The organism is Bradyrhizobium brasilense, assembly GCF_029714345.1.
Taxonomy (GTDB): domain Bacteria; phylum Pseudomonadota; class Alphaproteobacteria; order Rhizobiales; family Xanthobacteraceae; genus Bradyrhizobium; species Bradyrhizobium australafricanum.
Map to the genome: position 1 here is coordinate 1,704,828 of NZ_CP121669.1, position 20,886 is coordinate 1,725,713.

Annotated in this window: 22 protein-coding genes and 1 pseudogene; 2 read left to right on the top strand and 21 right to left on the bottom strand. The window is 58.5% G+C overall.

Features of this window, described 5'->3' with window-relative positions:
* Positions 1-12: 12 nt before the first annotated feature.
* Both QA635_RS07790 and QA635_RS07795 read right to left on the bottom strand, forming a co-directional pair.
* Positions 13-321, bottom strand: coding sequence for an aldehyde dehydrogenase family protein (locus tag QA635_RS07790; protein ID WP_341850435.1), 309 nt, complete (start codon positions 319-321; stop codon positions 13-15).
* Between the two features lie 114 nt (positions 322-435).
* Positions 436-1,647, bottom strand: coding sequence for an alkene reductase (locus tag QA635_RS07795; protein WP_283068204.1), 1,212 nt, complete (start codon positions 1,645-1,647; stop codon positions 436-438).
* Between the two features lie 849 nt (positions 1,648-2,496).
* On the opposite strand from QA635_RS07795, the gene QA635_RS07800 reads away from it, so the two are divergent.
* On the top strand, positions 2,497-3,225 hold the full coding sequence (locus QA635_RS07800; protein ID WP_283068205.1) for a helix-turn-helix domain-containing protein: 729 nt from the start codon (positions 2,497-2,499) through the stop codon (positions 3,223-3,225).
* Between the two features lie 1,517 nt (positions 3,226-4,742).
* Here QA635_RS07800 and QA635_RS07805 read toward each other — a convergent pair.
* From QA635_RS07805 to QA635_RS07855, 10 genes are all read right to left on the bottom strand, one after another.
* A complete protein-coding gene (locus QA635_RS07805) occupies positions 4,743-5,033 on the bottom strand; it encodes a hypothetical protein (protein ID WP_283068206.1) in 291 nt (96 codons plus the stop codon).
* Positions 5,034-5,081: 48 nt separating this feature from the next.
* Positions 5,082-5,369, bottom strand: coding sequence for a chaperone modulator CbpM (locus QA635_RS07810; protein ID WP_283068207.1), 288 nt, complete (start codon positions 5,367-5,369; stop codon positions 5,082-5,084).
* Position 5,370: 1 nt separating this feature from the next.
* Entirely contained in the window at positions 5,371-6,282 is a 912-nt protein-coding gene (locus QA635_RS07815) for a DnaJ C-terminal domain-containing protein (protein ID WP_283068208.1), read from the bottom strand.
* 48 nt (positions 6,283-6,330) lie between these two features.
* Entirely contained in the window at positions 6,331-6,897 is a 567-nt protein-coding gene (locus QA635_RS07820; RefSeq protein WP_283068209.1) for a nucleotide exchange factor GrpE, read from the bottom strand.
* A gap of 43 nt (positions 6,898-6,940) precedes the next feature.
* Complete coding sequence (gene dnaK / locus QA635_RS07825; RefSeq protein WP_283068210.1) at positions 6,941-8,845, bottom strand: molecular chaperone DnaK; 1,905 nt, start codon at positions 8,843-8,845, stop codon at positions 6,941-6,943.
* Between the two features lie 134 nt (positions 8,846-8,979).
* Positions 8,980-9,450, bottom strand: coding sequence for an Hsp20/alpha crystallin family protein (locus tag QA635_RS07830; RefSeq protein WP_283068211.1), 471 nt, complete (start codon positions 9,448-9,450; stop codon positions 8,980-8,982).
* Positions 9,451-9,495: 45 nt separating this feature from the next.
* The gene (locus QA635_RS07835; protein ID WP_283068212.1) at positions 9,496-10,152 is read right to left on the bottom strand and encodes a BON domain-containing protein; all 657 of its coding nucleotides are present in this window, start codon (positions 10,150-10,152) and stop codon (positions 9,496-9,498) included.
* A 185-nt stretch (positions 10,153-10,337) separates the two neighbouring features.
* Positions 10,338-10,988: a hypothetical protein gene (locus QA635_RS07840; protein WP_283068213.1), complete on the bottom strand. Its 651-nt coding sequence runs from the start codon at positions 10,986-10,988 to the stop codon at positions 10,338-10,340.
* A gap of 21 nt (positions 10,989-11,009) precedes the next feature.
* Positions 11,010-11,495: a PRC-barrel domain-containing protein gene (locus tag QA635_RS07845; protein WP_283068214.1), complete on the bottom strand. Its 486-nt coding sequence runs from the start codon at positions 11,493-11,495 to the stop codon at positions 11,010-11,012.
* Between the two features lie 472 nt (positions 11,496-11,967).
* Complete coding sequence (locus tag QA635_RS07855) at positions 11,968-12,420, bottom strand: redoxin domain-containing protein (RefSeq protein ID WP_341850436.1); 453 nt, start codon at positions 12,418-12,420, stop codon at positions 11,968-11,970.
* Positions 12,421-12,765: 345 nt separating this feature from the next.
* Here QA635_RS07855 and QA635_RS07860 point away from each other — a divergent pair, with 345 nt between their 5' ends.
* On the top strand, positions 12,766-13,584 hold the full coding sequence (locus tag QA635_RS07860) for a helix-turn-helix domain-containing protein (protein WP_283068216.1): 819 nt from the start codon (positions 12,766-12,768) through the stop codon (positions 13,582-13,584).
* A 705-nt stretch (positions 13,585-14,289) separates the two neighbouring features.
* On the opposite strand, the gene QA635_RS07865 is transcribed toward QA635_RS07860, so the two are convergent.
* The 9 genes and pseudogenes from QA635_RS07865 to QA635_RS07900 form a co-directional block, all read right to left on the bottom strand.
* Positions 14,290-14,910, bottom strand: a complete 621-nt coding sequence (locus QA635_RS07865) for an HdeD family acid-resistance protein (protein ID WP_283068217.1) — start codon at positions 14,908-14,910, stop codon at positions 14,290-14,292.
* 201 nt (positions 14,911-15,111) lie between these two features.
* Positions 15,112-17,547, bottom strand: coding sequence for an endopeptidase La (lon, locus tag QA635_RS07870; protein ID WP_283068218.1), 2,436 nt, complete (start codon positions 17,545-17,547; stop codon positions 15,112-15,114).
* On the bottom strand, positions 17,540-17,968 hold the full coding sequence (locus QA635_RS07875; protein WP_283068219.1) for an Hsp20/alpha crystallin family protein: 429 nt from the start codon (positions 17,966-17,968) through the stop codon (positions 17,540-17,542). The genes lon and QA635_RS07875 overlap by 8 nt, the downstream gene beginning before the upstream one ends.
* A 156-nt stretch (positions 17,969-18,124) precedes the next feature.
* A pseudogene (locus tag QA635_RS41710) lies at positions 18,125-18,346 on the bottom strand (universal stress protein); the annotation flags it as partial.
* Complete coding sequence (locus QA635_RS07880; RefSeq protein ID WP_283068220.1) at positions 18,297-18,863, bottom strand: hypothetical protein; 567 nt, start codon at positions 18,861-18,863, stop codon at positions 18,297-18,299. The gene QA635_RS07880 and the pseudogene QA635_RS41710, both read right to left, overlap by 50 nt.
* Before the next feature lie 257 nt (positions 18,864-19,120).
* The gene (locus QA635_RS07885) at positions 19,121-19,582 is read right to left on the bottom strand and encodes a PRC-barrel domain-containing protein (RefSeq protein ID WP_283068221.1); all 462 of its coding nucleotides are present in this window, start codon (positions 19,580-19,582) and stop codon (positions 19,121-19,123) included.
* Positions 19,573-20,088 (bottom strand): hypothetical protein, encoded by a 516-nt coding sequence (locus tag QA635_RS07890; RefSeq protein WP_283068222.1) that lies wholly within the window; start codon positions 20,086-20,088, stop codon positions 19,573-19,575. Before QA635_RS07890 ends, QA635_RS07885 begins: the two co-directional genes overlap by 10 nt.
* Before the next feature lie 42 nt (positions 20,089-20,130).
* Positions 20,131-20,310 carry a hypothetical protein gene (locus QA635_RS07895; RefSeq protein WP_057836313.1) on the bottom strand — a complete coding sequence of 60 codons (180 nt, stop codon included), beginning with the start codon at positions 20,308-20,310 and terminating at the stop codon, positions 20,131-20,133.
* Between the two features lie 54 nt (positions 20,311-20,364).
* On the bottom strand, positions 20,365-20,583 hold the full coding sequence (locus QA635_RS07900; protein ID WP_283068223.1) for a hypothetical protein: 219 nt from the start codon (positions 20,581-20,583) through the stop codon (positions 20,365-20,367).
* Positions 20,584-20,886 lie beyond the last annotated feature (303 nt).

A 20,886-nucleotide genomic window follows, 5' to 3' on the forward strand; every position in this document is an offset into this window, starting at 1 on the left:
CCGGGTGACGCATCAGGAAATGCTCCGCATTTTCGGCAATGAACTCGCAGGCTGGACACATTTCTCTACTTCTGCGACGCCCTGTTGGAGGGGCTTTCCCATCTCCTCCGCCATTAGTTGCGCATACTCGCGCGCCTTCTTGTTCAGGATCTCGGCTGCATTGCGCGTCAGCAAAGCGCGACGTTCGAAACCGGTTCGGCGCCAGGTGAGGTAGTCGCGGTGCGCCTTGCCGACGACGTCTTGCGTCTTATCGGTCGGCCATTCCTCATATGACGCAAGCGGCTCACCGGTGGTGGGGTTGATGGATTGAACATTGCGAATGGTCCTCGCATCGGGCTCGGCCGGGCGGCACTCGCTGCGTCGATCACCATGAGTATGTGAGAGTCGATAAGACCATGACGGCCTTCAATGCGCTCTTGTAAAATGCCAGCTTGATTATCGCCAGGTCTGGTCCACGCACGCCTTGGGCTGTTCGCCACGGTCCTGGGCCAGCGACGGATAGTCGGTATATCCCTTCTCACCTCCGCCGTAGTAAGTGCTGGGATCATCGGCGTTGAGCGCCGCGCCGAGACGCAGACGCTCTGGCAGGTCGGGGTTTGCGAGGAATTTCCGGCCGTACGCGATCAGATCGGCCCATCCCTCCCGAAGCCACTGCGCTCCGCTCTCGGCATCGAAGCCGCCTGCCACGATCAGGGTTCCCCTGAATCTGTTCCGGACCAGCTTCGCCATATCCAGAGCGGCTGGATCCGGTTCCTTTCCGCTTTGCATCTGCTCCAGTGCGGGGTTGACCATATGTAGATAAGCCAACCCGTATTCGCTCAGGCGTTCGGCCACATAGCCAAAGGTTGCTTGCGGGCCATCGTCATATATGTCGTTCAATTTCCCCAACGGGGATATGCGCACGCCAATGCGATCCGGTCCCCAGACCGGCATCAGGGCCTCGACGACTTCAAATAGCAGGCGGCTGCGGTTCTCCACCGCACCGCCGTAGGCGTCGACGCGCCGATTGGTGCCGCTTTCGATAAACTGGTCGAGCAAATAGCCGTTCGCCGCGTGAATCTCCACGCCGTCGAAATCGGCCGCCACTGCATTTCTTGCGGCACGCACATATTGGGCTACCACGTAGGGCATCTCCTCAATTTCAAGTGCGCGAGGTCGTATAAAGGGAACGAGCGCGCCTTCGCCCCGCTCATTTTCGATGAAGGCCTTTCCAGCAGGAATGATGGGAGAGGGAGCGACGGGCAGCATGTTGTCGGGCTGTAACGCCGGATGTGAAATGCGGCCGACATGCCAGAGCTGGCAAAACATCAGGCCCGCCGCCTGATGCACCGCGTCGGTGATACGTTGCCACGCCTCGACCTGCTCGCGGCTATGGATGCCGGGCGTCCATGCATAGCCCTGACCCTGCATCGACACCTGCGTCGCTTCGCTGACGATCAACGCGGCCGAGGCGCGCTGCGCATAGTAGCAGGCCGCCAACGCGCCCGGCACATTGCCGGGCTGGCGAGCGCGCGAGCGCGTCAGCGGGGCCATAACCACGCGATGGGGCAGATTGAATGGACCACGGCGGTACGGCTGGAACAGTGGTGCGGTATCCGTCTCCCGGTTCGCTTCTTGCGTTGGTCTCGCTGTCACCACGCCGTCCATCGCTGGCTCCTGCAAAGGGAAAAGCCTCATTGCAATCCTAGCCACCTCAAGAACCGCCCTCACTGACGATCGTCAACCAAACAGGTCAGAGCAGCGATATGACTATGACGAAATGGTTGGAACGCATCAGCCGCCAAACCGACCTTGCAGACGAGATCGCAAGAGCGCGGCATCGCTTTGCAATCACGCGCTGATTGACGCCTACCGGAACATGAGACCGGGCTCGATGTCGGCGGCACGCAGCAAGGCTCTGATGATGCAGTGATCGCAATCCTGGGGGCACGCGCCAAAAGCTGAGGATCAACGTGGCAGCGCGATATCAAAGCCTCGAGCTTGCGCCCGGCCTTCACCACTGCAGCATTCTCATCGCTCCTTGCGAGCTGATAAAGTTCTTCCATCGCCTCTTCGACCGCGGCTTGGTCACGTCCTGCGCTTGCGAAACGGAAAGACGTTTCAGCGCGTCAGGATCTTCAATCAATTTGCTTCTCCAGCAAGGCGTCAGCTTTGAGCAGTAGCCGACTGCAATTGGACAAGTGGTCTTAGTCTCTTGGCACTATTCTTGATGGTCGGTCTTGCGGCCGTCATCTGTCCGCGGACGTTACACTTGGTTGATCTGCGCCTTCTCGTCCGCCTACGCTTGCTTCCGAATTTCGTTCTTACAAGCGCACGCAGCGCCAACGTGTCGTGACTACGGTCAATTATTGCCGTCCGTAAGGACCTCCTTGGCGGCCGATTACGTATTCTTACGGTACGCAGATTCGTAAAAGGGTCGGATCATCAAGGCGATAACAAGGTTAGTGTGGTGGGAACGGGCAGCATAAAGAAAAACGAGAACAGGAAGGTGCAGGCATGAAGGCGAAAACGCGCGCACTGGACTATTATCGGCGAATGTTAGCCGCGCAGAACCATGCGATGAAACGGCTCGATGAGCATGCAAAGATTATGCTGCTTGCCAGGAGCCAGGAGGTTCCAGTCAATTCGGAGCTGACGGCCCATTGGTACTACGTAATTTTGGGGGCGGTCCGCCGATCCGCCATCCGTTCAGACGGGCGGCGGCAGATTCTCGACTTGATGTTGCCGGGAGACTTCTTCTTCGTCGTCGTCGATAGAAACGAAGATCTGACGGTTGAGGCGATCGCCGAGGAAACAGCGCTGGCGAGTTACTCTGGTCAGAGGGTCGAGCAATTGGCGCAGCGCGATGCGGAGTTCGCCCGCGAGCTCCGCAATGTCGCATTTCAGAACCTGTCGCGGATTCAGGATCAATTGCTGATCATCGGCGGCGTAAGGGCGGTCGAAAAGGTCGGTTCATTCCTGCTTGCGTTAGCGAGCCGTTCGTCGAATGACAAGGGTCAGGTCGTATTGCCCCTGACGCGTTACGACATCGCCGAGTACCTCTCAGTTTCGGTCGAAACCGTTTGTCGTTGCTTCACTAACCTGCAGCAGCGTGGCGCGATCACGCTGTCGGGAAAACGCACCGTCAGGATTATCGATCGAAATGTGCTAAGGAGAAGAACGAACATGATTCCATGCGGCTCGGCGGCTAGCAATTCTGTCCCAACTCATCGCCCTGAGCTTTAGCCCTGATCACGAACTACGTGAGGCCAGCCGCGCCCTGATGCCGAGACAAAGCGCTTCCGCAGTTTGATCGGCTGCCCAACCGGACCATCATACGCGCGTGCTGAACCTCGATCGTGCGCACGCTAATGCCCGCTGATGGGCGGGCATCTTAATTGGAAATGTCGTCGATCAGGGATTGAAGGGACTTCGCTTTCGTGTAAGGGTATTGACGCGGCGCGTGGCTTCGGCGGTCTCAGGACAGTATTCAGGTTGCTGCTAGCGCCATGAAAGCGGGCGTACTCGACTTTCTGAGACACTACATAGCGAGGAAGCATAGCTGGAAGCTGTTGAGGCCGCCTTCGTGAACGGAGGAACGTCTGTTCGTGCCGACAAGATCATGGCGTTGGCCGCAAATCGTTTCGGATGCGATGCAGCGCCTCGATGATGTCAATGCCGCTTGTACCCGGAAGCCAACCATCCCAGCGGGGCGCATCTCTCCATTGTGCTTATCGCCAGCCCGGCGCCGATATCGCCGGAAATGCAGGACGTCAGGGACGAGGTTGATAATCTGTGAGGCGAGATGTTCAAGGCGGCGCTCATGTCGACCTTGCTTGGTGTCGAAGCGGAGCTTGGATCAGGATTCTGAGGCGACAAGAAGAGTCAGCCGATAAGAGGCTAGGGGTAGTGTTCGCTCAACAGCTTGGGAAAGTTGCAAGCCGTGTTGCCATTGTTCCTGCCGGGACCAAGCGATCTCGCGTTGGCAACAAGGGACGAAGACGCAAAACTGTTGCAACTATGCCGCCAAGGCGCCTGTAGCCGCGCGGTTATTGCATATATGGCGTCGAGAAGCCACATGGTCATTGAAGCTATCATGAACACAGCGGCGCGTCCTGCTCAATTTATCGCGGCGCCCGAAATCTAGCTGCACAGGAACAGATCGTCGGGTCTGGTATGAGAAACGTGAACCTTGATGTGGGTGACGAGCATCGGAGAATTGCGAAATTAGACAAGACCCAGGTGACCGACAGATCCGGCCTCGATTGCGGCCTCTGAACCTGTCCGTGTTTCCGGACGAGAGTCGCGATCCACAATTTGTTTTGCACACACGCTAGGCCAGCGGTCGAAGCGATCATCCCGGTGGACTTGCCCAGTCGAAAAGAGGAGTTCCACGTTGTCTTTTCCTTCGCGTCGAAAGAGCCGAGCAGTGCCGCCCATGCGAGCGCTCCTGGACGGAATCCAGTTTGCCCAAGCGACCCAAGATGCGCTCTCAAACAGGTGGAATCCCGTCCGCGGACTTCGCTGAGAGGACGAACCGCATCACTTGAAAGGGAGCTTGGTCTGGGTGGAGCATTTCGCAATGCAATAGCGGCGGTGGGCGTGAAGGTTCGAAATCCGGTACCTTAGAGACGGGCTCGGCGGGGAAATCTCCTCATGCACTCTGCCAACATCGATCATTTGTCGCGCTGACGCGAAAGCATGGCCTGTCCGAAGGAAGGGCTGCCGACATTCAGGGCAGATTTGAGCGCGGCCGAAACTTGTTATTCCCTATCCGAGGCGGGCGAAGCTGGATCGACGCCTGGCTTCGGGTCCTTAATCAGCACGGCAGGTTCGTCATAGCCCTTCCGGCTGCTGTAAAAGAGCAGGGCCATGAGTCCGAAGCCGAGGATAAGCGAGAAGGTCACGCCGAGTGCCATGGCAATGTAACCCGATGCGGGCACCTCGGCATCTCCGAGGCGCGAGCCTTCATTCGCAAAGAAACCGGCGGCTGTCAGCAGCAACAACAATAGAATGATAACGAGCCACGAACCGAGGCCCTTGGGAATTCGCATCAGCCTTTCCTTAGTGAATGCACGATTGCGCCGTTCTTTTTTTCGGCGTCAGCCGCCATGCTTCGTAAGATCCAGCGTCTCCATGGTCTGGATATCCTGGACCAGGCAACGCAGCCCGTGCAGTTGATCCAGCAGGTGCAAGATTATCGAAATGCCTTCGTCGTTAACGCCGAAATCGGCCTTGAGATCGTGGATCAAGCGCACCCGCGCTAGTTCGGCATCAGAAAAGTTCAGTCTTCCTTTGGCAGCGATGGGGACCAGCCATTCCGCTTCGATCCACACATTTAGTGTCGGGAGGTCGAGATGTGATCGGTCGATGAATTCCTGCATCTGCATGTCAAACTCCCATCGACTGCCGCGGGCTTTCCGCGACCGGCTGCCATCGGGCGATGAATTTCTCGAGTTCCGGATCCCGCTTTTGCGGCAGCACCAGCTTGAGGGTGATGTATTGATCGCCCGTGATACCGTCAGGGCGCGGAACGCCGCGCCCCTTGAGCCGGAGCAAGCGACCGGTGCTCGACCATTTCGGCACCGTCACCGTAACCGTCCCGCCTGGCGTGGGGACGCTGATCTTAGCGCCTAGCACCGCTTCCTTCAGTGAGATCGGTAGATCCAGATAGATGTCGTCGCCTTTGCGGGTGAAGTAGGGGTGCGGCTGAACGCTGATCTCGATCAGGGCATCGCCGGGTTGACCTTCGCCGGCCGCCGGACGGCCTTTGCCTTTCAGACGCAGTGTCTGGCCGTCCCGCACGCCTGGGGGAATGTTGACCTCGAGCGCGGATCCATCGGGAAGCACAAGCGATTGCTTGCCGCCGTTGATGGCATCGAGAAAGGCGAGGTCGATATGATAGCGGACATCTTGGCCCCGTCTGCGGCCGCCGCGGCCCGCGCGACCGAAAATCTCCGAGAGGATATCCTCGCCGCCGGAAAAGTCGCCGAAATCGGCAAAGCCGGAATTGCTGGTGTAGGTCGACCAGCCGTCCTGATCGGCGAAATCCCGATAGTACCGCCGCCTCGGTCGCTCAGTGCCCGAACTGTCGATCTCGCCGCGATCAAAGCGTGCGCGTTTTTCCGGATCGTTCAACAGATCGTAGGCGGCGGAGAGTTCCTTGAATTTTTCCTCGGCGGCCTTGTCGCCGGGATTGAGGTCAGGATGCGATTTCTTCGCGAGACGGCGATAGGCCTTCTGGATATCTGCTTGCGTGGCATCCTTTCTTACTCCCAGTGTCGCATAGGGGTCTGCAGCCAATATCCGCTCCCGTTCCTTTGTACGCGGTCGGACCGCGCGCAGCCCGCCTCACTGTCGTGTTGCCTGCGGAGATGGCCGTTGGGCTTTGGCTACCGCAACGCGCGCCGGCCGCAGTAGACGATCGTGCAGCGTGTAGCCATTCTCCAGAACCTGAACCACATTGCGGGACGGCTGTCCGACTGCATCGACCTCCAGCACCGCTTCGTGTTTCTCGGGGTCGAACGGTGCGTCCAGCGCCTTGATCTCCTCCACGCCGAATCGCTTCAGGACCTCCGTCAGGATGCGGTCAGTTGCTGTCACGCCCTCGATCAATGGATCGTGCTGGCCAGTGTCAGCGCGGTTAGTGCCGGCACTGATCGCCCGCCGCAGATTGTCGACCACCTGCAACAGTTCGCGGGCGAAACTCGCGATAGCGTATCTCTGTGCCTCCTCTGTGCGCCGCTCGCCTTGCCGGCGGGTATTCTCGGACTCGGCGAGCGCGCGCATCAAACGTTCCCTCAAACATTCATTCTCGACCTCGAGATCGCCGCTTCTGGTCTCGACGTTATTCACCGGCATTTCGCCGCTATTCGCTTGCGCCCGATCAAGATCCGCGTCCATGGGTTTTGTTGCCATGTCATTCGCCTGTTTTCATGTGCGATTTCGCGCTTCACGATGCTCATCGGTCGCGCGGGTCGACTTCCTCAAATTCGGCATCGACGACGTCTTCACCGGAAGAACCGCTTCCGCTCGACGACGCCTGCGCGTCGGCGCCTTGCGAGGCGGCGCGGTTCAGCGTCTCGCCGATTCTGGCGGCGGTCTGCTGCAAACGATCCGTCGCTTGGCGAATCGATTGCGGGTTTTCGGTCGTGAGGGCCTGCTTTGCATCTGAGATTGCCTGCTCGACCTCCTTCTTGAGACTGGCAGGGATCTTGGGCTCCGATTCCTTCAGGGCCTTTTCAGTGCTGTAGATCGCCGCATCGGCTTGGTTGCGTGCTTCGACGAGTTCCTTGCGGCGCTTGTCCTCCTCGGCGTGGGCTTCGGCTTCTCTGACCATCTTCTGGATATCCGTCTCGCTAAGACCACCGGAGGCCTGGATCCGGATGCTTTGCTCCTTGCCGCTGGCCTTGTCCTTGGCGGAGACGTTGACAATGCCATTGGCATCGATATCAAAGGCGACTTCGATCTGTGGCACGCCGCGGGGTGCCGGCGGAATCCCGACGAGGTCGAATTGCCCCAGCAGCTTATTGTCGGCCGCCATTTCCCGTTCGCCCTGAAACACGCGAATGGTGACCGCCGTCTGGTTGTCTTCGGCAGTCGAGAACACCTGGCTCTTCCTGGTCGGAATGGTTGTATTGCGGTCGATCAGCTTGGTCATAACACCGCCCAGCGTCTCGATGCCCAGCGAGAGTGGCGTCACGTCGAGCAGCAAGACGTCCTTGACGTCGCCCTGAAGCACGCCGGCCTGAATTGCGGCGCCGATCGCGACCACTTCGTCCGGGTTGACGCCCTTGTGCGGTTCACGCTGAAACAGGTTCTGCACGGTTTCCTGCACTTTCGGCATGCGGGTCTGGCCGCCAACCAGCACCACTTCGTTGATGTCGGACGCCTGCAGTCCGGCATCCTTCAACGCTGCCTTGCAGGGTCCGATGGTGCGCTCGATCAGATCGTCGACCAGCGCCTCCAGCTTCGCCCGGGAGAGCTTGATATTGAGATGTTTCGGTCCGTTCTGGTCGGCCGTGATGAAGGGTAGGTTGACGTCGGTCTGGGTGGCGCTCGAGAGCTCGATCTTGGCCTTCTCGGCGGCATCTTTGAGCCGCTGTAGTGCAAGGCGATCCCTGCGTAAATCGATGCCGTTGTCCTTGCGAAATTCGTCTGCCAGATAGTCGATGATGCGCTTGTCGAAATCCTCGCCACCGAGAAAGGTATCGCCGTTAGTAGCCTTCACCTCAAACACGCCATCCCCAACCTCGAGGATGGAAACGTCGAATGTGCCGCCGCCGAGATCGTAGACGGCGATCTTTCCGCTGCCCTTTTTGTCCAGGCCGTAGGCCAGCGCGGCTGCAGTCGGCTCGTTGATGATACGGAGTACCTCGAGGCCGGCAATCCGTCCCGCGTCCTTAGTTGCCTGACGTTGGGCATCGTTGAAATAGGCAGGTACGGTTATTACAGCCTGCGTTACCTTGTCTCCTAGATGGGCTTCGGCGGTTTCCTTCATCTTGGTCAGAATGAAAGCGCTGATCTGGCTTGGGCTGTACCTCTTGCCCCTCACTTCGACCCATGCGTCACCGTTGTCGCCGGCCACAATGTGATAGGAAACCATGCCCTTGTCTTTCGCGGTGATCGGGTCGTCATAGCGCCGCCCGATTAGCCGCTTGATGGCGTAGACGGTGTTCTCCGGATTGGTGATGCTCTGCCGCTTGGCGGGTTGCCCGACAAGGACCTCGCCTTCATCGGTGAAAGCGACCATCGATGGCGTCGTGCGACCGCCCTCGGCGTTTTCAATGACCCTGGCCTTGCTTCCTTCCATCACGGCGACGCAGGAATTGGTGGTCCCGAGATCGATGCCGATTGCTTTCGCCATGACTGGCTCCTTTCGGTGTAGTCTCACTGGCTCGGTTGCGGAGCGGTCGTCGACCGCCTCGCGTCAGCAGGTTGAGCGGGACGCGCAAAAAGCCGGGAGGAAAACGACGATGTGCGCGCCCCGCCGCCGCTGGGCTAGGCGGCCTCCTTGACCTCGATCTTCCTCGGCTCCGGTTTGGCAGGCTTCGGAATCGTGATCTTCAGGACTCCGTTCGACATGGTTGCCTGAACGCCCGAAGTGTCGATACCGGAAGGCAATTGCAGTACGCGATAGAACACGCCATAGCTGCGCTCACTGTGCTGGACATTCTTGTCCTTCTGCTGTTCTTCGATCTTCTTCTCGCCACGAATGGTGAGAGCGTCGTCCTCGATCGATATCTCGACATCCTTGCGCTCGAGTCCGGGCATCTCGGCTGTAACCTCAATCGCCTTGTCACTTTCGGAAATTTCGATGTTCGGAACGATGTTTGCTTTGCCGCTCGGGCCGATGCCTTGCGCGAACTCGCTGAAAAGGCGATCGATCTCCCGATGCAGACCAAATAGCCCGAAATCGGGTCGCGTTAACGCGCCTGCGTCTCCAAACGGGACCAGTGATTTTAACCTCATTGGAATTCTCCTTCTTTGAGTGAAGTTCAGCTAGCTTGGGGAGGACTAGTAAGGCCTGACGACAATCCGATCTTCGACCTTCGTGACACCGGGCGCCGACCATGCAACACGTTCGGCTTCCTCGCGCTCGATCCAAGAACGGACGGTGCCTTCCAGCATCACTTCGCTGCCCCTCACTTCCACGCTGATGCGCTCCGCATCCACCTCGGCGCTGCGTTTGAAGGCATCCTGGATCTTGCGCTGGATGTCGGTGGGCTGGATCTTGGGCTTCAGTGTAATGACGTTGGTGACGCCTTTCACGCCCTTAACCTTGCGGACTGCGGTGTCTGCCGTGGTCTTCTGGTATTGCCACTCCACCGTGCCTTCGAGCGTGATCCAGCCATCTTTGACGATGACCTTTATCTGGTCGTGGGAAATTGGCAGTTGTGACTTTAGCGCGGCAACTGCGTCTCGGGCGATGTCGGGATCCGGACGCTGGTCGATCGCTGGTAGTCGCACTTCGATGTCGTTTGCGACGGCAAGAACACCGGCGACGCGCTTCGCGGCTATCTCGGCTTCAAGCCTGTCGGTGTAGCTGTGGGTGAACCCCGCTAGCGTGACGACACCATTCTTGACTGACACGGCGATATCGTCGGCATTCAGATCGGGATCCCATTTGAGTTCTTCCCGAACATCGCGCTCAATTTCGCTGTCGGATTTCATGTTATTCTCCTGGTCTGCACGAGACTCGGCAAATTGGCTCGGGCATCATTTTTGCCGATAGAGTTGAATCTATGCTGGCCAATGGATGCGGCCATGACGATTATCAACTTCCTCACAAGGTTTGTGCAGTCGATGAAGCCGTTTCCTGAGAGTGCTTCGCAATGCTGGCTCCAATGAACGATGAACTATGGCCGCCCCAGCGGTTCGTTCCCTAACCACGGATCGGGCCGCAGCGAGTGAAGCGGCAGATCGTCTGCCGTCTTGGCGATATCGATTTCGTGGATGTGGACGGCTTCTCCGCCGTGGCGAAGCAGAATTTCCTGTGCCAAAGCTTCCTTCTCTGGGGACTGAACCCGTACCCAGATCAGCAACCCGTCCCATTCGGCGGCAGCTTCCAATCCGCGAACCCGGTCACGCTGCATCACCCGTCGCAGCGGACGTATCGCAACAGCAGCCGCGACGATCCCGCCGAGTACAGAGACGACGATAACGCTCGGTGGCGTTATTTCGCGCGATATGAGATAGAGCGCGATCACAAGGGCGACAACGCAGCCGACTACGCTGGCCGTGACGACTTCGAGGCCAAGCCGATCGTCTCCGCCTACGTAGGGCCTCCGCGCCGCCGCCGGCATGTCGGCGAGGTCGGCAGCCGGAATAACCTGATAGTGGAGCCGCCGTTGCTGTTCATCGGGCGAGGCGCTGATGTCGATGTCGGCCCGGTCGAATCCCGAGGACAGCAAATCCTGGGCGGCGGTGTCGAGCGCTCTCCGGGAATGGAAGACGCCCGTCACCTCTCGTGTACGGAGCTGGTCAAGGACATCGGAAGGTCCGGACATCGGACGCGCGCTCCTGTCCGACTAGGACGATTTATAATGGTATTCCGTTAGCTTCTTTAGTTCCTCCTTTGATGCGCCGGGCAAGGTGATCTTTTGTCCGTTGTCGTCGATGGCGAGGCTCTCATAGGGCACGACTATCAGGCGGCCGCCGACGCCGAGGAACCCGCCGACCTGCAGCACAGCAAAGTTCACCTGCTTCTTGTCCGCGATGACATCATCGAGGGTCCCGATCTTTTCGTTCTTGTCGTTGATAACGTTGCTGCCGAGCAGCTTGCTCATACGGTAGCCATTGGCCACAACCGAGAAGTCGACCTTGACGAGACTTACGCCGGCTTGCGGAAGTGCCGGAGTAGTAGTGGTAGTGAATGCCGTGATCGACGCGAGCGCAAACCAAATCATCCAGTCGGGAGCGGTCCTGTGCGCTGCCAAGGCGTGACGAGGTGAGTGCGGCGATGTAGTGCGGGTGTCAGAGTCAAGAGAGGCTCCAAGTCTGTTGAATGCAATCATGGGTATCTCCTGGGCTTGATCATCACTGCAGAATTAGACCCTCAATCCCCGCAGCGGCGATGACGGTTATCAATGTGGCGGACCGCTTATCGCTCTGGCACGTCCGACGCCGATCTGCTGGTCTGTCCGGGATGGCTACCGGCTGTAGGGGGCTTTGAATTGCCGACGCCAGGGACGCGAAGTCAAACGGACCTTCGTGACGGAAACCATTGATCAAAAAGGTCGGTGTGCCATTGACGCCACTGCGTACACCGCCATGAAGTCGTTCCGTACTTTGCTTCTGAACTGTCCCGTTTCGAGAACATGGCGCATCATCGTCTCGGAAACCCTGAGCTTCTCGGCAACTTGACGTCGGAATACTCAGAATAACTTGGTTTTCGAAATAGCGCCTCATGCAGTTTCCAGAAGACGCCCGCCGCACCGGCAAATGCGGCGCTTTCGGCCGCGACTTCGGCATAGGGATGCACGTCGGTTAGCGGAAAATGGCGGAAGACAAATCGCATCTGTTCCTTCGAAATGCGATTCCAGTTGGTCGACGACGGCACAAGCCGAAGCGCCAATAGTCGCCATACTCTAAGTGACTTATCCCAGCGGGGGCCGGTCCCCGGATATGGTCACTTCTGTTGATCGCCATGTGCGCTTGCTTGGATGGAAAGTTGTTCGAGAGCGTCGAGAATCCCATCTTCGCCGGGATTGACCGCAACCAGTCAGTAATAGCTCCACGCGATCGGCGGTCCAGGACACATAGCGCACGCTCGCAAACGCCTTCCCTATCACGATAAGCGCTGTATCTCTTTGCTACCGCGCCCTTGGGCTCGAAGTCAGCGAGCAGGGGGAAATGGAAATGCCGGTCACGGTCGAAAGCCGCGTGGCACCGAACGCCGTTGACCGATTTACGAGTATTTCCGCGCTGTGTTTGTGAAATTCGGAAAGCAACTCGTTATATCGCGATATCGCGTCACCTGATCGGCGCGGACCGGACTCCAGTCAGTTGGATGACATGCAGCATGAAGCTCGGCGCGACGATACCGGCAGTCAGGGTGGAAGATCGTCTTCCTCCTGCGTGACTTGCGGCCCGAATTGAAGCGATACCGTTCTAAGAATGAGCCGCCTGCTTCGTTGACTGCCGTCAATTGTGTGGCGTTCAAATCTTCAAGATTGCTGCGGGGCTGCGTGGCCCTGATCCGGCCGGCGTTACGTAATTTTACGGTACGCAACTCCCTCGAATCTTTGGAACGCGGACATCCTGGATTGTTTATGGAACCAGTTAGTGCCGGCAACCTTCGAAATAGAGGTTGAAATCATGAAAACAAGCGCGCATGCGGCAGACTACTATCGGCGGATTCTTTCGGGACAGGCCCATTCGTTGAAGCAACTAGATGCATTCGCCAAGATTGTGCTTTGCAATCGTGGTCAGAAAATTCCACGAAGTGCGAGTTCCGCCGGTCAATGGTATTGTGTCATTGCCGGGGCGGTTCGCAGGTGCGCGCTCCGAGCCGACGGGCGGCGGCAAATCCTTGATCTGATGCTGCCCCGAGACTTCTTCTTTGTGAGAGGCGACGGGGACGAGGTCACCATCGAAGCGATTGTGGACGAGACGGCGCTTGCCAGTTATCCCGGCGAGGGGATCGAACAGCTGGCCGAGCGTGATCCGAAGTTTGCGCACGAGCTCCGCGAAGTAGCCTTCCGGGCGTTAGGCAGATCCCAGGCCCAGTTGATGATTGTTGGCGGCGTCACCGCACTCGAGAAGGTCGGTTCCTTTCTCCTTTCCCTCGACCGTCGTTCCTCGGACGAAGATGGACAGGTTGTGCTGCCCGTCTCGCGCTACGATATTGCTGACTACCTTGCGGTTTCGGTCGAGACGGTATGTCGCTCCTTCACCAACCTGCAGCAGCGGGGTGCCATTAGGCTGGCGGGCAAGCGTACGGTCAAAATCCTAAACCGCGCTGCGCTGGAAGATCATATCGGCGAACGAGGGAGCAGGGGCCTAACTTTATCTCTTAAGCCTGTTGAGCGTCGAAGTGATTTCTCAAAAGAAGGGCTTGCGCGAGCTCGCGCATGCCAGGCCGGTCCATCATACGCGCGGTGAACTTCGACCATCGCCGAGGCCGAGATTGTACACGAGCGCCTAGTTGGAGTGACCGTCCATCAAGCCCGTCACCCACCTGCCGCTCGCGCGGCGTGCTGCGTCCGCAACCTCGTCGTTGTAATCGGACTGCCTGCCTGTCGCAATGGTTATCTCGATCGTACTGAGCAGCGCACGCTCGCTGTATGGCTTCTCAAGGAAATCGATCGCTCGAAGCGGTCACTACGATTACCGGAGATTGCATCTGAGGCGGTGCTGGGCCCCAGTTCGTCATGCCTTGCAACCGGATATTGAGCAAGAGGCACCCGCCTCGATCGGTTTCGCAACTGTGAGGAACGCGGCCGGATGTTCGAAGGTGACGGAGTCGAACGTCGCCGAGCGCAAAAGTCGCTCCATGCAGTGGCGGACCAGCTCACGGTCGTCGAGATAGATAGCCGTCCCGCGGGCATCGGCACGTCGTCAGAAAGGATCGTCTCGCCTGTATCTGGTGCGACCGTCAATCAATGGCCGTAGGCCTCGTGATCGATCACAGTCACATTGTAACTATGCCTCGTAAAGAATGGTACCGTCTTGGAGGATAAGCAATCAAGAAATGAGTTGACGTGTCCAAAAATAAAAGGACCTGTTCGGGCCGAACTTGGCTTGGGTCGCGCGACCGCGCCTAGGCGATCCACTATTCCTATATATTAATGCCGTTGCCTGTTTCTATTAAGCGGCCGTTCGGGCAACCGTTCGGTTGATCTGTTGGTTCTGTCTGAGCCGCAGCTTGAAGGATAGGATGACAAGCGCGACGCCAAATGCGATGGCATAGGCGCCCATCCACCATGTCAGAACGATCGCCCCGATGAGCGGCGTGGCGACCAGAAGCGCTCCATAGCCGACGGACAACAATCCGCCCAGAACGAGCCACCACCTGCCGTGGCTGACGCTCAGCCGGAAAGCTGCGGCCGTCATCAGCGCGCCCGAGACGATTGACCAGGCGGCAACAAGCAACACGAAGGCCAGAACAGTCATGCCGGGCCACAGAAAGGCAAGGATGGCTACGGCTATATTGACAGCGCCTTCGAAGATCAGCCATCCCCACCGCTCCTCCTTGCGCTGGATCGCCCTTACTGCAGAGATGATGCCGGCCACGCCATCGACAAGTGTGTAAGCCGAGAACAGGAGTACCAGGGAGAGCATAGTTGGGCCGGGAAAGATCAGCGCAACAACGCCGAAAAGGATTCCTAAAATGCCTCGCAGCAGGAACAGCCACCAATTCTGAGCCAAATTCTCGCTCGCCGAGGTGGACTCGGTTCCGAAACCGGAAATAACTGTGCTACTCGCCATGACATTCTCCCAAGTGCAACCTGGTTTCCGACCGAATTGAAGTGTCGCTGCCTCTGCACCATAATTCTCCTATTCCATGTGCCCGAGGGATGCATTGACGCCCGTCAGTGGCTTGGCTCGGGTAGTCTTTTCGAAAAGCTCGCGGCACCGGGTACCTGCTGTCACACGATGTTGGCTGGTGTGTCTTCCAGAAGATGCTGGTTATCGGGAACGCGCCGCCTGCCGTTCCGCCGGCGCTACTTGTGGTGTTTCCTCGAAGCGGGGATCGTGCTTCTGCGGGCGATTTAGCGCAGCATCAATCGCGTCGTCGACCCGCTCAAGCCATATGAAGCGCAATCGGTTGCGCGCATTTTCAGGGACCTCCTCGATATCCCTTCGATTGCGGGCAGGGAGCATGATCGTGGTAATCCCTGCCTGCAGCGCGCCGAGCACTTTCTCCTTCACGCCACCGATCGGGAGGACCAGGCCGCGCAGTGAAATCTCGCCGGTCATCGCTGTATCGCTCCGGACCGTGCGGCGGGTCAGAAGTGAAGTCAGTGCCAGAAACATAGCCACGCCCGCGCTTGGGCCATCTTTGGGAATGGCGCCTGCCGGGACATGAACGTGGACATCGGATTTCTGCAGCGCGATCGTATCGATGCCAAATTCAATGGCGCGCGACTTGACGAGGGAGAGTGCCGCCTGCGCGCTTTCCTTCATCACCGCACCCAGCTGACCGGTGAGGATCAGTTTGCCCCGGCCGGGAATGCTGGTCGCCTCGACAAAGAGAATATCGCCGCCGGCGGGAGTCCAGGCGAGGCCAGTAGCGACGCCGGGCACGCTAGTTCGCATCGCGACCTCCTGCTCGAAACGCCGCGGCCCCAGAATGGCAGGAAGGTCCGTCGGCGCGGCGATAAAGCGTGTGACGCTCGCCTCAGCTATCCGCATAGCCGCGTGTCGGCAAATGGCGCCGATGTGGCGTTCCAAGTTGCGCACGCCGGCTTCGCGCGTGTAGTTGCGGATGACGGCTGTAACGACGTCGTCCGAGATCTCACATTGCTCGCTGGTTAGACCCGCGGATTTCAGTTGACGCGCGAGGAGATAGCGTTTGGCAATCGCCAGCTTTTCCTCCTCAGTGTAACCCGGCATTTCGATGATCTCCATCCGGTCGCGCACCGGGACCGGGATATTGTCGATAAGGTTGGCGGTGCCAATCAGCATGACCTTGGAGAGATCAAAGGGAATCGCAAGGTAGTTGTCGCGAAACGCCGCGTTCTGCTCGGGATCGAGCACTTCGAGCAGCGCCGCTGCCGGGTCGCCGTGAAATCCCGCACCCAGCTTGTCCATCTCGTCCAGCATCAGTACCGGGTTGCGCGTTCCTGCCTTCCGGATCGATTGGATGACGTTACCCGGCAACGCGCCGAGATAGGTTCGGCGGTGTCCGCGTATTTCGCTTTCGTCATGGACGCCGCCGAGGCTTAATCTCACGAACTTGCGTCCCGTGGCGCGGGCGATGCTTTGGCCGAGCGAGGTCTTGCCGACGCCGGGAGGGCCGACAAAGCAGAGGATTGGGCTTTTGCCTTCCGGATTGAGCTTGCGCACAGCAAGGTGTTCAAGAATTCGCCGCTTCACCTTCTCAAGGCCATAGTGATCGTCATCGAGAATTCGCCGCGCTTCGACAATGTCGATCTGTTCCGGATCCAGCTTCGACCAAGGCAGCTCGGTAAGCCATTCGAGGTAGCTTCGCGTCAACCCATACTCTGCCGCGGCCTCCGGCATGCGTTCGAGCCTTTTCAATTCCCGCCTAGCCTGCTCCTCGGCCTCCTTCGGCATCCCGGCCTTGTCGATCTTGTCACTGAGTTCCTTCAGTTCAATGGACTTGGCGTCGTCGTCGCCTAATTCCCTCTGAATCTGGCGAAGCTGTTCGCGAAGAATGTGTTCGCGCTGCTGCGACGAAAGGGTCTGTTGCGTCTGTTCGCCAATCGCCTTTGAAAGCTGCAGGACCTGAATTCGCTTCGCCAGCAGGCCGAGCAGCTTGTCGAGAAGCTGGGTTACGTCGAAGGTTTCTAGCAGATCCTGCTTCTCGCCTACAGGAATATCGATGATGCCGCCGAGAAAGTCGGCGAGCACGGACGGCGAATCCAGGCCTTCAATCGCCGCTGAAATTTCCGGCGGCAGATTCGGTAGCAACTGGATCGCTTCCCGGGCGCGCATCTTGAGCAGATTCATGCGTGCCTCGACCTCGGGGGTCATCACCTCTGATATGCCGACTTCCTCGACGCGCGCTACGATGTAGGGAAAACCGGAAAGAAATTCCTTGACGCGGAATCTGCTTATGCCGCGGCAGATCGCATAGTGGGTCGCCTCGGAAGTGACATAGCGCAGGATTTCGGCCACCGTACCGACGTGCCGCAGATCCTCTGGCCCCGGCTCCTCAACGGTGGGGTCGTTCTGTAGCAGCAGACCGATTTTGCGGCCGCTGCGGACGGCTTCCTGTGCGGCAGCGATGGATGACGGCCGGGCAATCGTCAAGGGCAGCACGATACCGGGAAACAGCAGTATACTGCGAACCGGCAAGATGATGATTGCATCCTCGGGCACGGCTGCTGGGCTTTGATCGGTCGTGGTGCCGGATTCGCGTTTGAATGCGTCAGCCATCAATCGGTACTTCCATCGATTCCTTGAAGAAGGTCAGCGCGAGACATCCGTTGCGGTATTCCGATTGACCAAACCGTAGGCCCGTAGTCGGAAACGCAATCCGGCGCTCGAATCTCCCGTAAGGGATTTCAAGACGGACCGCGGTGCCATCGCGCGGAATCGTGCCCTGACGGCGAAGGCCAACGACCGAAACGCCATCATCGTCGATCGTCACTTTCAAGTCGTCGCGGTCGACACCGGGAAGAGCGACCATTATTCGAGCCTCGGAATCGTTCGCAATGATATCAATTGGAGGCTCCCAACGGGCTGCCGAAGCGATGGCGATGATCGGATGGAAGAATTGACGATGCAAGCGCTCAGCGCGCTCAATCATTTCGCAGGCAGTGGCCCACATAAGGGTTCCTGGATCGACTGGGGCCATGTCATCCTCGTGCGCGTACGTACCCCTCAAGCCTATGACGCAAATCCGGAGGTGACCTTGACGATCGTCAACCGGCAGCCATCCGGCATTGTCCAAATGGACGATGACCAGTGGTACCGGTGAATAGTGCAGGAGTCGTGAGGTCGTGCTGCCAGGCAACAATTCGTACAGGCGCGAGTGGCCATAGCTGCCCATCACGAGCAGGTCGGCGTCCAGCCGCCGGCATTCTTCGATCACGATGTCGGCAATTTCGTCGTCTTCCCGACCGCGCGATACTTTACCGCGCTGATGCCGTGATGCCGCAGATACTGCGCGGCATCGTTGCTCCTCAGCGCATCGGTCTGGGCCGGACGTTCGTACTCCACCACGAGAAGCCAAACTTTCCTCGCTCGCTGCAGATAGGGGAGGGATTCGGACAGAGCGCGCGCAGATTCCCGGCTTCCGTTCCAGCCAACCACGACGTGATCGAGGGCGCCATGGTTCTCTTGTCCTCCGGAACAAGAAACAGATGACGTCCCGCTCCGTGGAGGAGTTCTTCGATCAGAACCCGCGGTTTGTTTGGTTGGCCGTTCAGGCGAGGCGCCACGGAGGTATCGGCGACGTCGCGTTCGTCTTCCACATCGAACCGCCGGAAGAAGGTTAGTTGCTGCAACCGCTCCAGCCGCTGTAGCACCGTTGGCTTTGACGGCGTCGCCGGCCTTCCTTGTATCGTGCGGCAGTTTTGCCGGCCCGCTGGACCCTGCATCCTGACCACATCTGATATAGCCGCCGGAAAGACGTTGAATAGCAGCCTGGCGATATGACTTTCGAAAGTGGCGGCGATCCGGCTGACAGCGGCCAGCCGCGCGAAGTCTCCTGCTGTCCCATCCAACCGAACGAAGATGTCGTTGATCATAATGACCTCGCAAGACGTCGCTAGCACGCCGAAGAAGAAGGACCGCTCGGATTTCGCCGGCGGTCCAAGTCTGGGGAGGAGCCCCCGGGGGAGGGGCACCGGCAGGAGGATACTGCCGGTTATGCAAGACTACGAATAGAACGGGGCCTCGCCTTGACAACGCTCAATTTCCGTTCAGCGGTGTTACCGTGGGCGGATGCTTCGCTGTGTGCTCGTGGAGCGCTGGGCATCGTCTACTGATTAATGCGCGACCGCGATCAGCGCGTGGACGAGGACGCCGAAGGTTGCGCATTGTACAGGTAAACAGGCAGTTTCTCCAATGCCGCGCGATTTGCTCCCGGAAGCACGATGAAGCCGCGTGAATCGTCCAGCTTCAAACTGTTGAAGGGAACTGCGACCAAGCGGGGTCCGGCGCCGATGAAGTCACCCACGGAAAGCACGGCGAAGATACGTTCATCCTTGCTGAAGATGAAATCGTTAATCTTCCCGATCGTCTCGTTCTTGTCATTGACGATTATCTTCAACTTCAGCGTCTCGGCGGGATAGCCGTTCGCGACCTCGTTGACGTCAAGCGTAACAAGCCCGACTGGTTGCGCTGCCGAATATTGCCCCGGCAAACAGCAGAGGACAACGGCAACTGCAGCAAGCCACGGCGAAGGAAGCCCTCCTTGGGGAGGCTTCCGTCGAGTGCCATAGAGGCGTTTGCGCGTTACGAGCATGGGGGTACGGTGCCGGCGCCACAGCTCGAACGACGGGCTATGTTTTCGGAGCTCGAGCCGCTGGTAGTAGGCTCCCCTACAATCTCGGTCACGAGTTTCGTATCGGGATTGATCAACACGATCCGGTCGGGCAGCTTCACAAAGAGAAGGCTTGTGACCTCCGGCACCTGATCGGTGACGTTGTTGGGAAGCCCTTGCGCGTTCATCGACTTCGGACGCTTGCTGCCGTCCTGCGGTTGCGTGCCGCCGGGCGCGGACTGTGATGGCGAGGACCTAAGTCCCTGGCTAATTATTTGTTGCTGACTCGACGTCAGATCAGCTTGGGCGGTATCGGCCTTCTGGGCAGCGGCGAAACCTGCGCTGCCAAGAAGTGCAAGGGTGATGGTGACTGAAAAATGAGGTCTCTTCATGGTATTATCTTTGGGATCGGGACCCGGCGTCGTGCGTCGGCCATTGTACTTGCAAGGAAACAGCAAGGCGGCAGGCCTGGCGTTGACCATCGTCAAGATTTGTGCGGGAATTGAATGGTGGAGCGCAAGTCACCAACGCTAGGCCGTATGCGGTGGATCCAGATATGTCGGCGTCTTCTTCGCGCGTTGCGGCGTCATTTTTGCCGGCGATGGCTTGCCGGGAACACCACGAGGTCCAAGCAACTCCTGCTGGATGTCATCCTCGGTCTTGCGTGGCAGTCCATCATCAAGTTGGCGAGGTTCACCGAATATCAGCATCTTGCCCACTCCGGATTTCTTGCCTAGTGAAAATTCAATTTAGTCCAGGAGACTTCAATGGGCATTGACGGTTGTCAAAACCGACCAATCGTTTTCTAACCACCATCGGCTGGCTTTGGCAAAAGGCAAGGGTAAACCGGAGGATCGCTCCGCCTCCAGCGTTGGCTCGTAGCGCAGCGCGCCGCGACCAGAGGAAAGATAATCATCGAGAAGTTCTAATTCCTCTCGATGATCGACCGGACAGGCAGCTACGTAAAAGTACTGAATTGCCACTGCGTTGGACTCTTAGTAGTTACCACCCTCGTCCGACGATCGTGCTCGGTAAAGGTCCCGTCCGCCATGCGACATCAATCAAAGCCACACCGTTTTGAAGATCAGCTAGCGGTAGCAAAGGAGCGGCTGCAACGAGAGGTCGCGAAGCTGCCTGCTGGTTCCGGAAGGGATGTATTGGTCAGGAAACTCAGCCGGATTGATACCGCTGAACGCATGAATGCGTGGCTATCATCGCGGGGCTTGTCGACGCCGACACGAGTTCCGTGGCGCGGAACGCGGAAAAATGCGCCGAAGCGATAGACT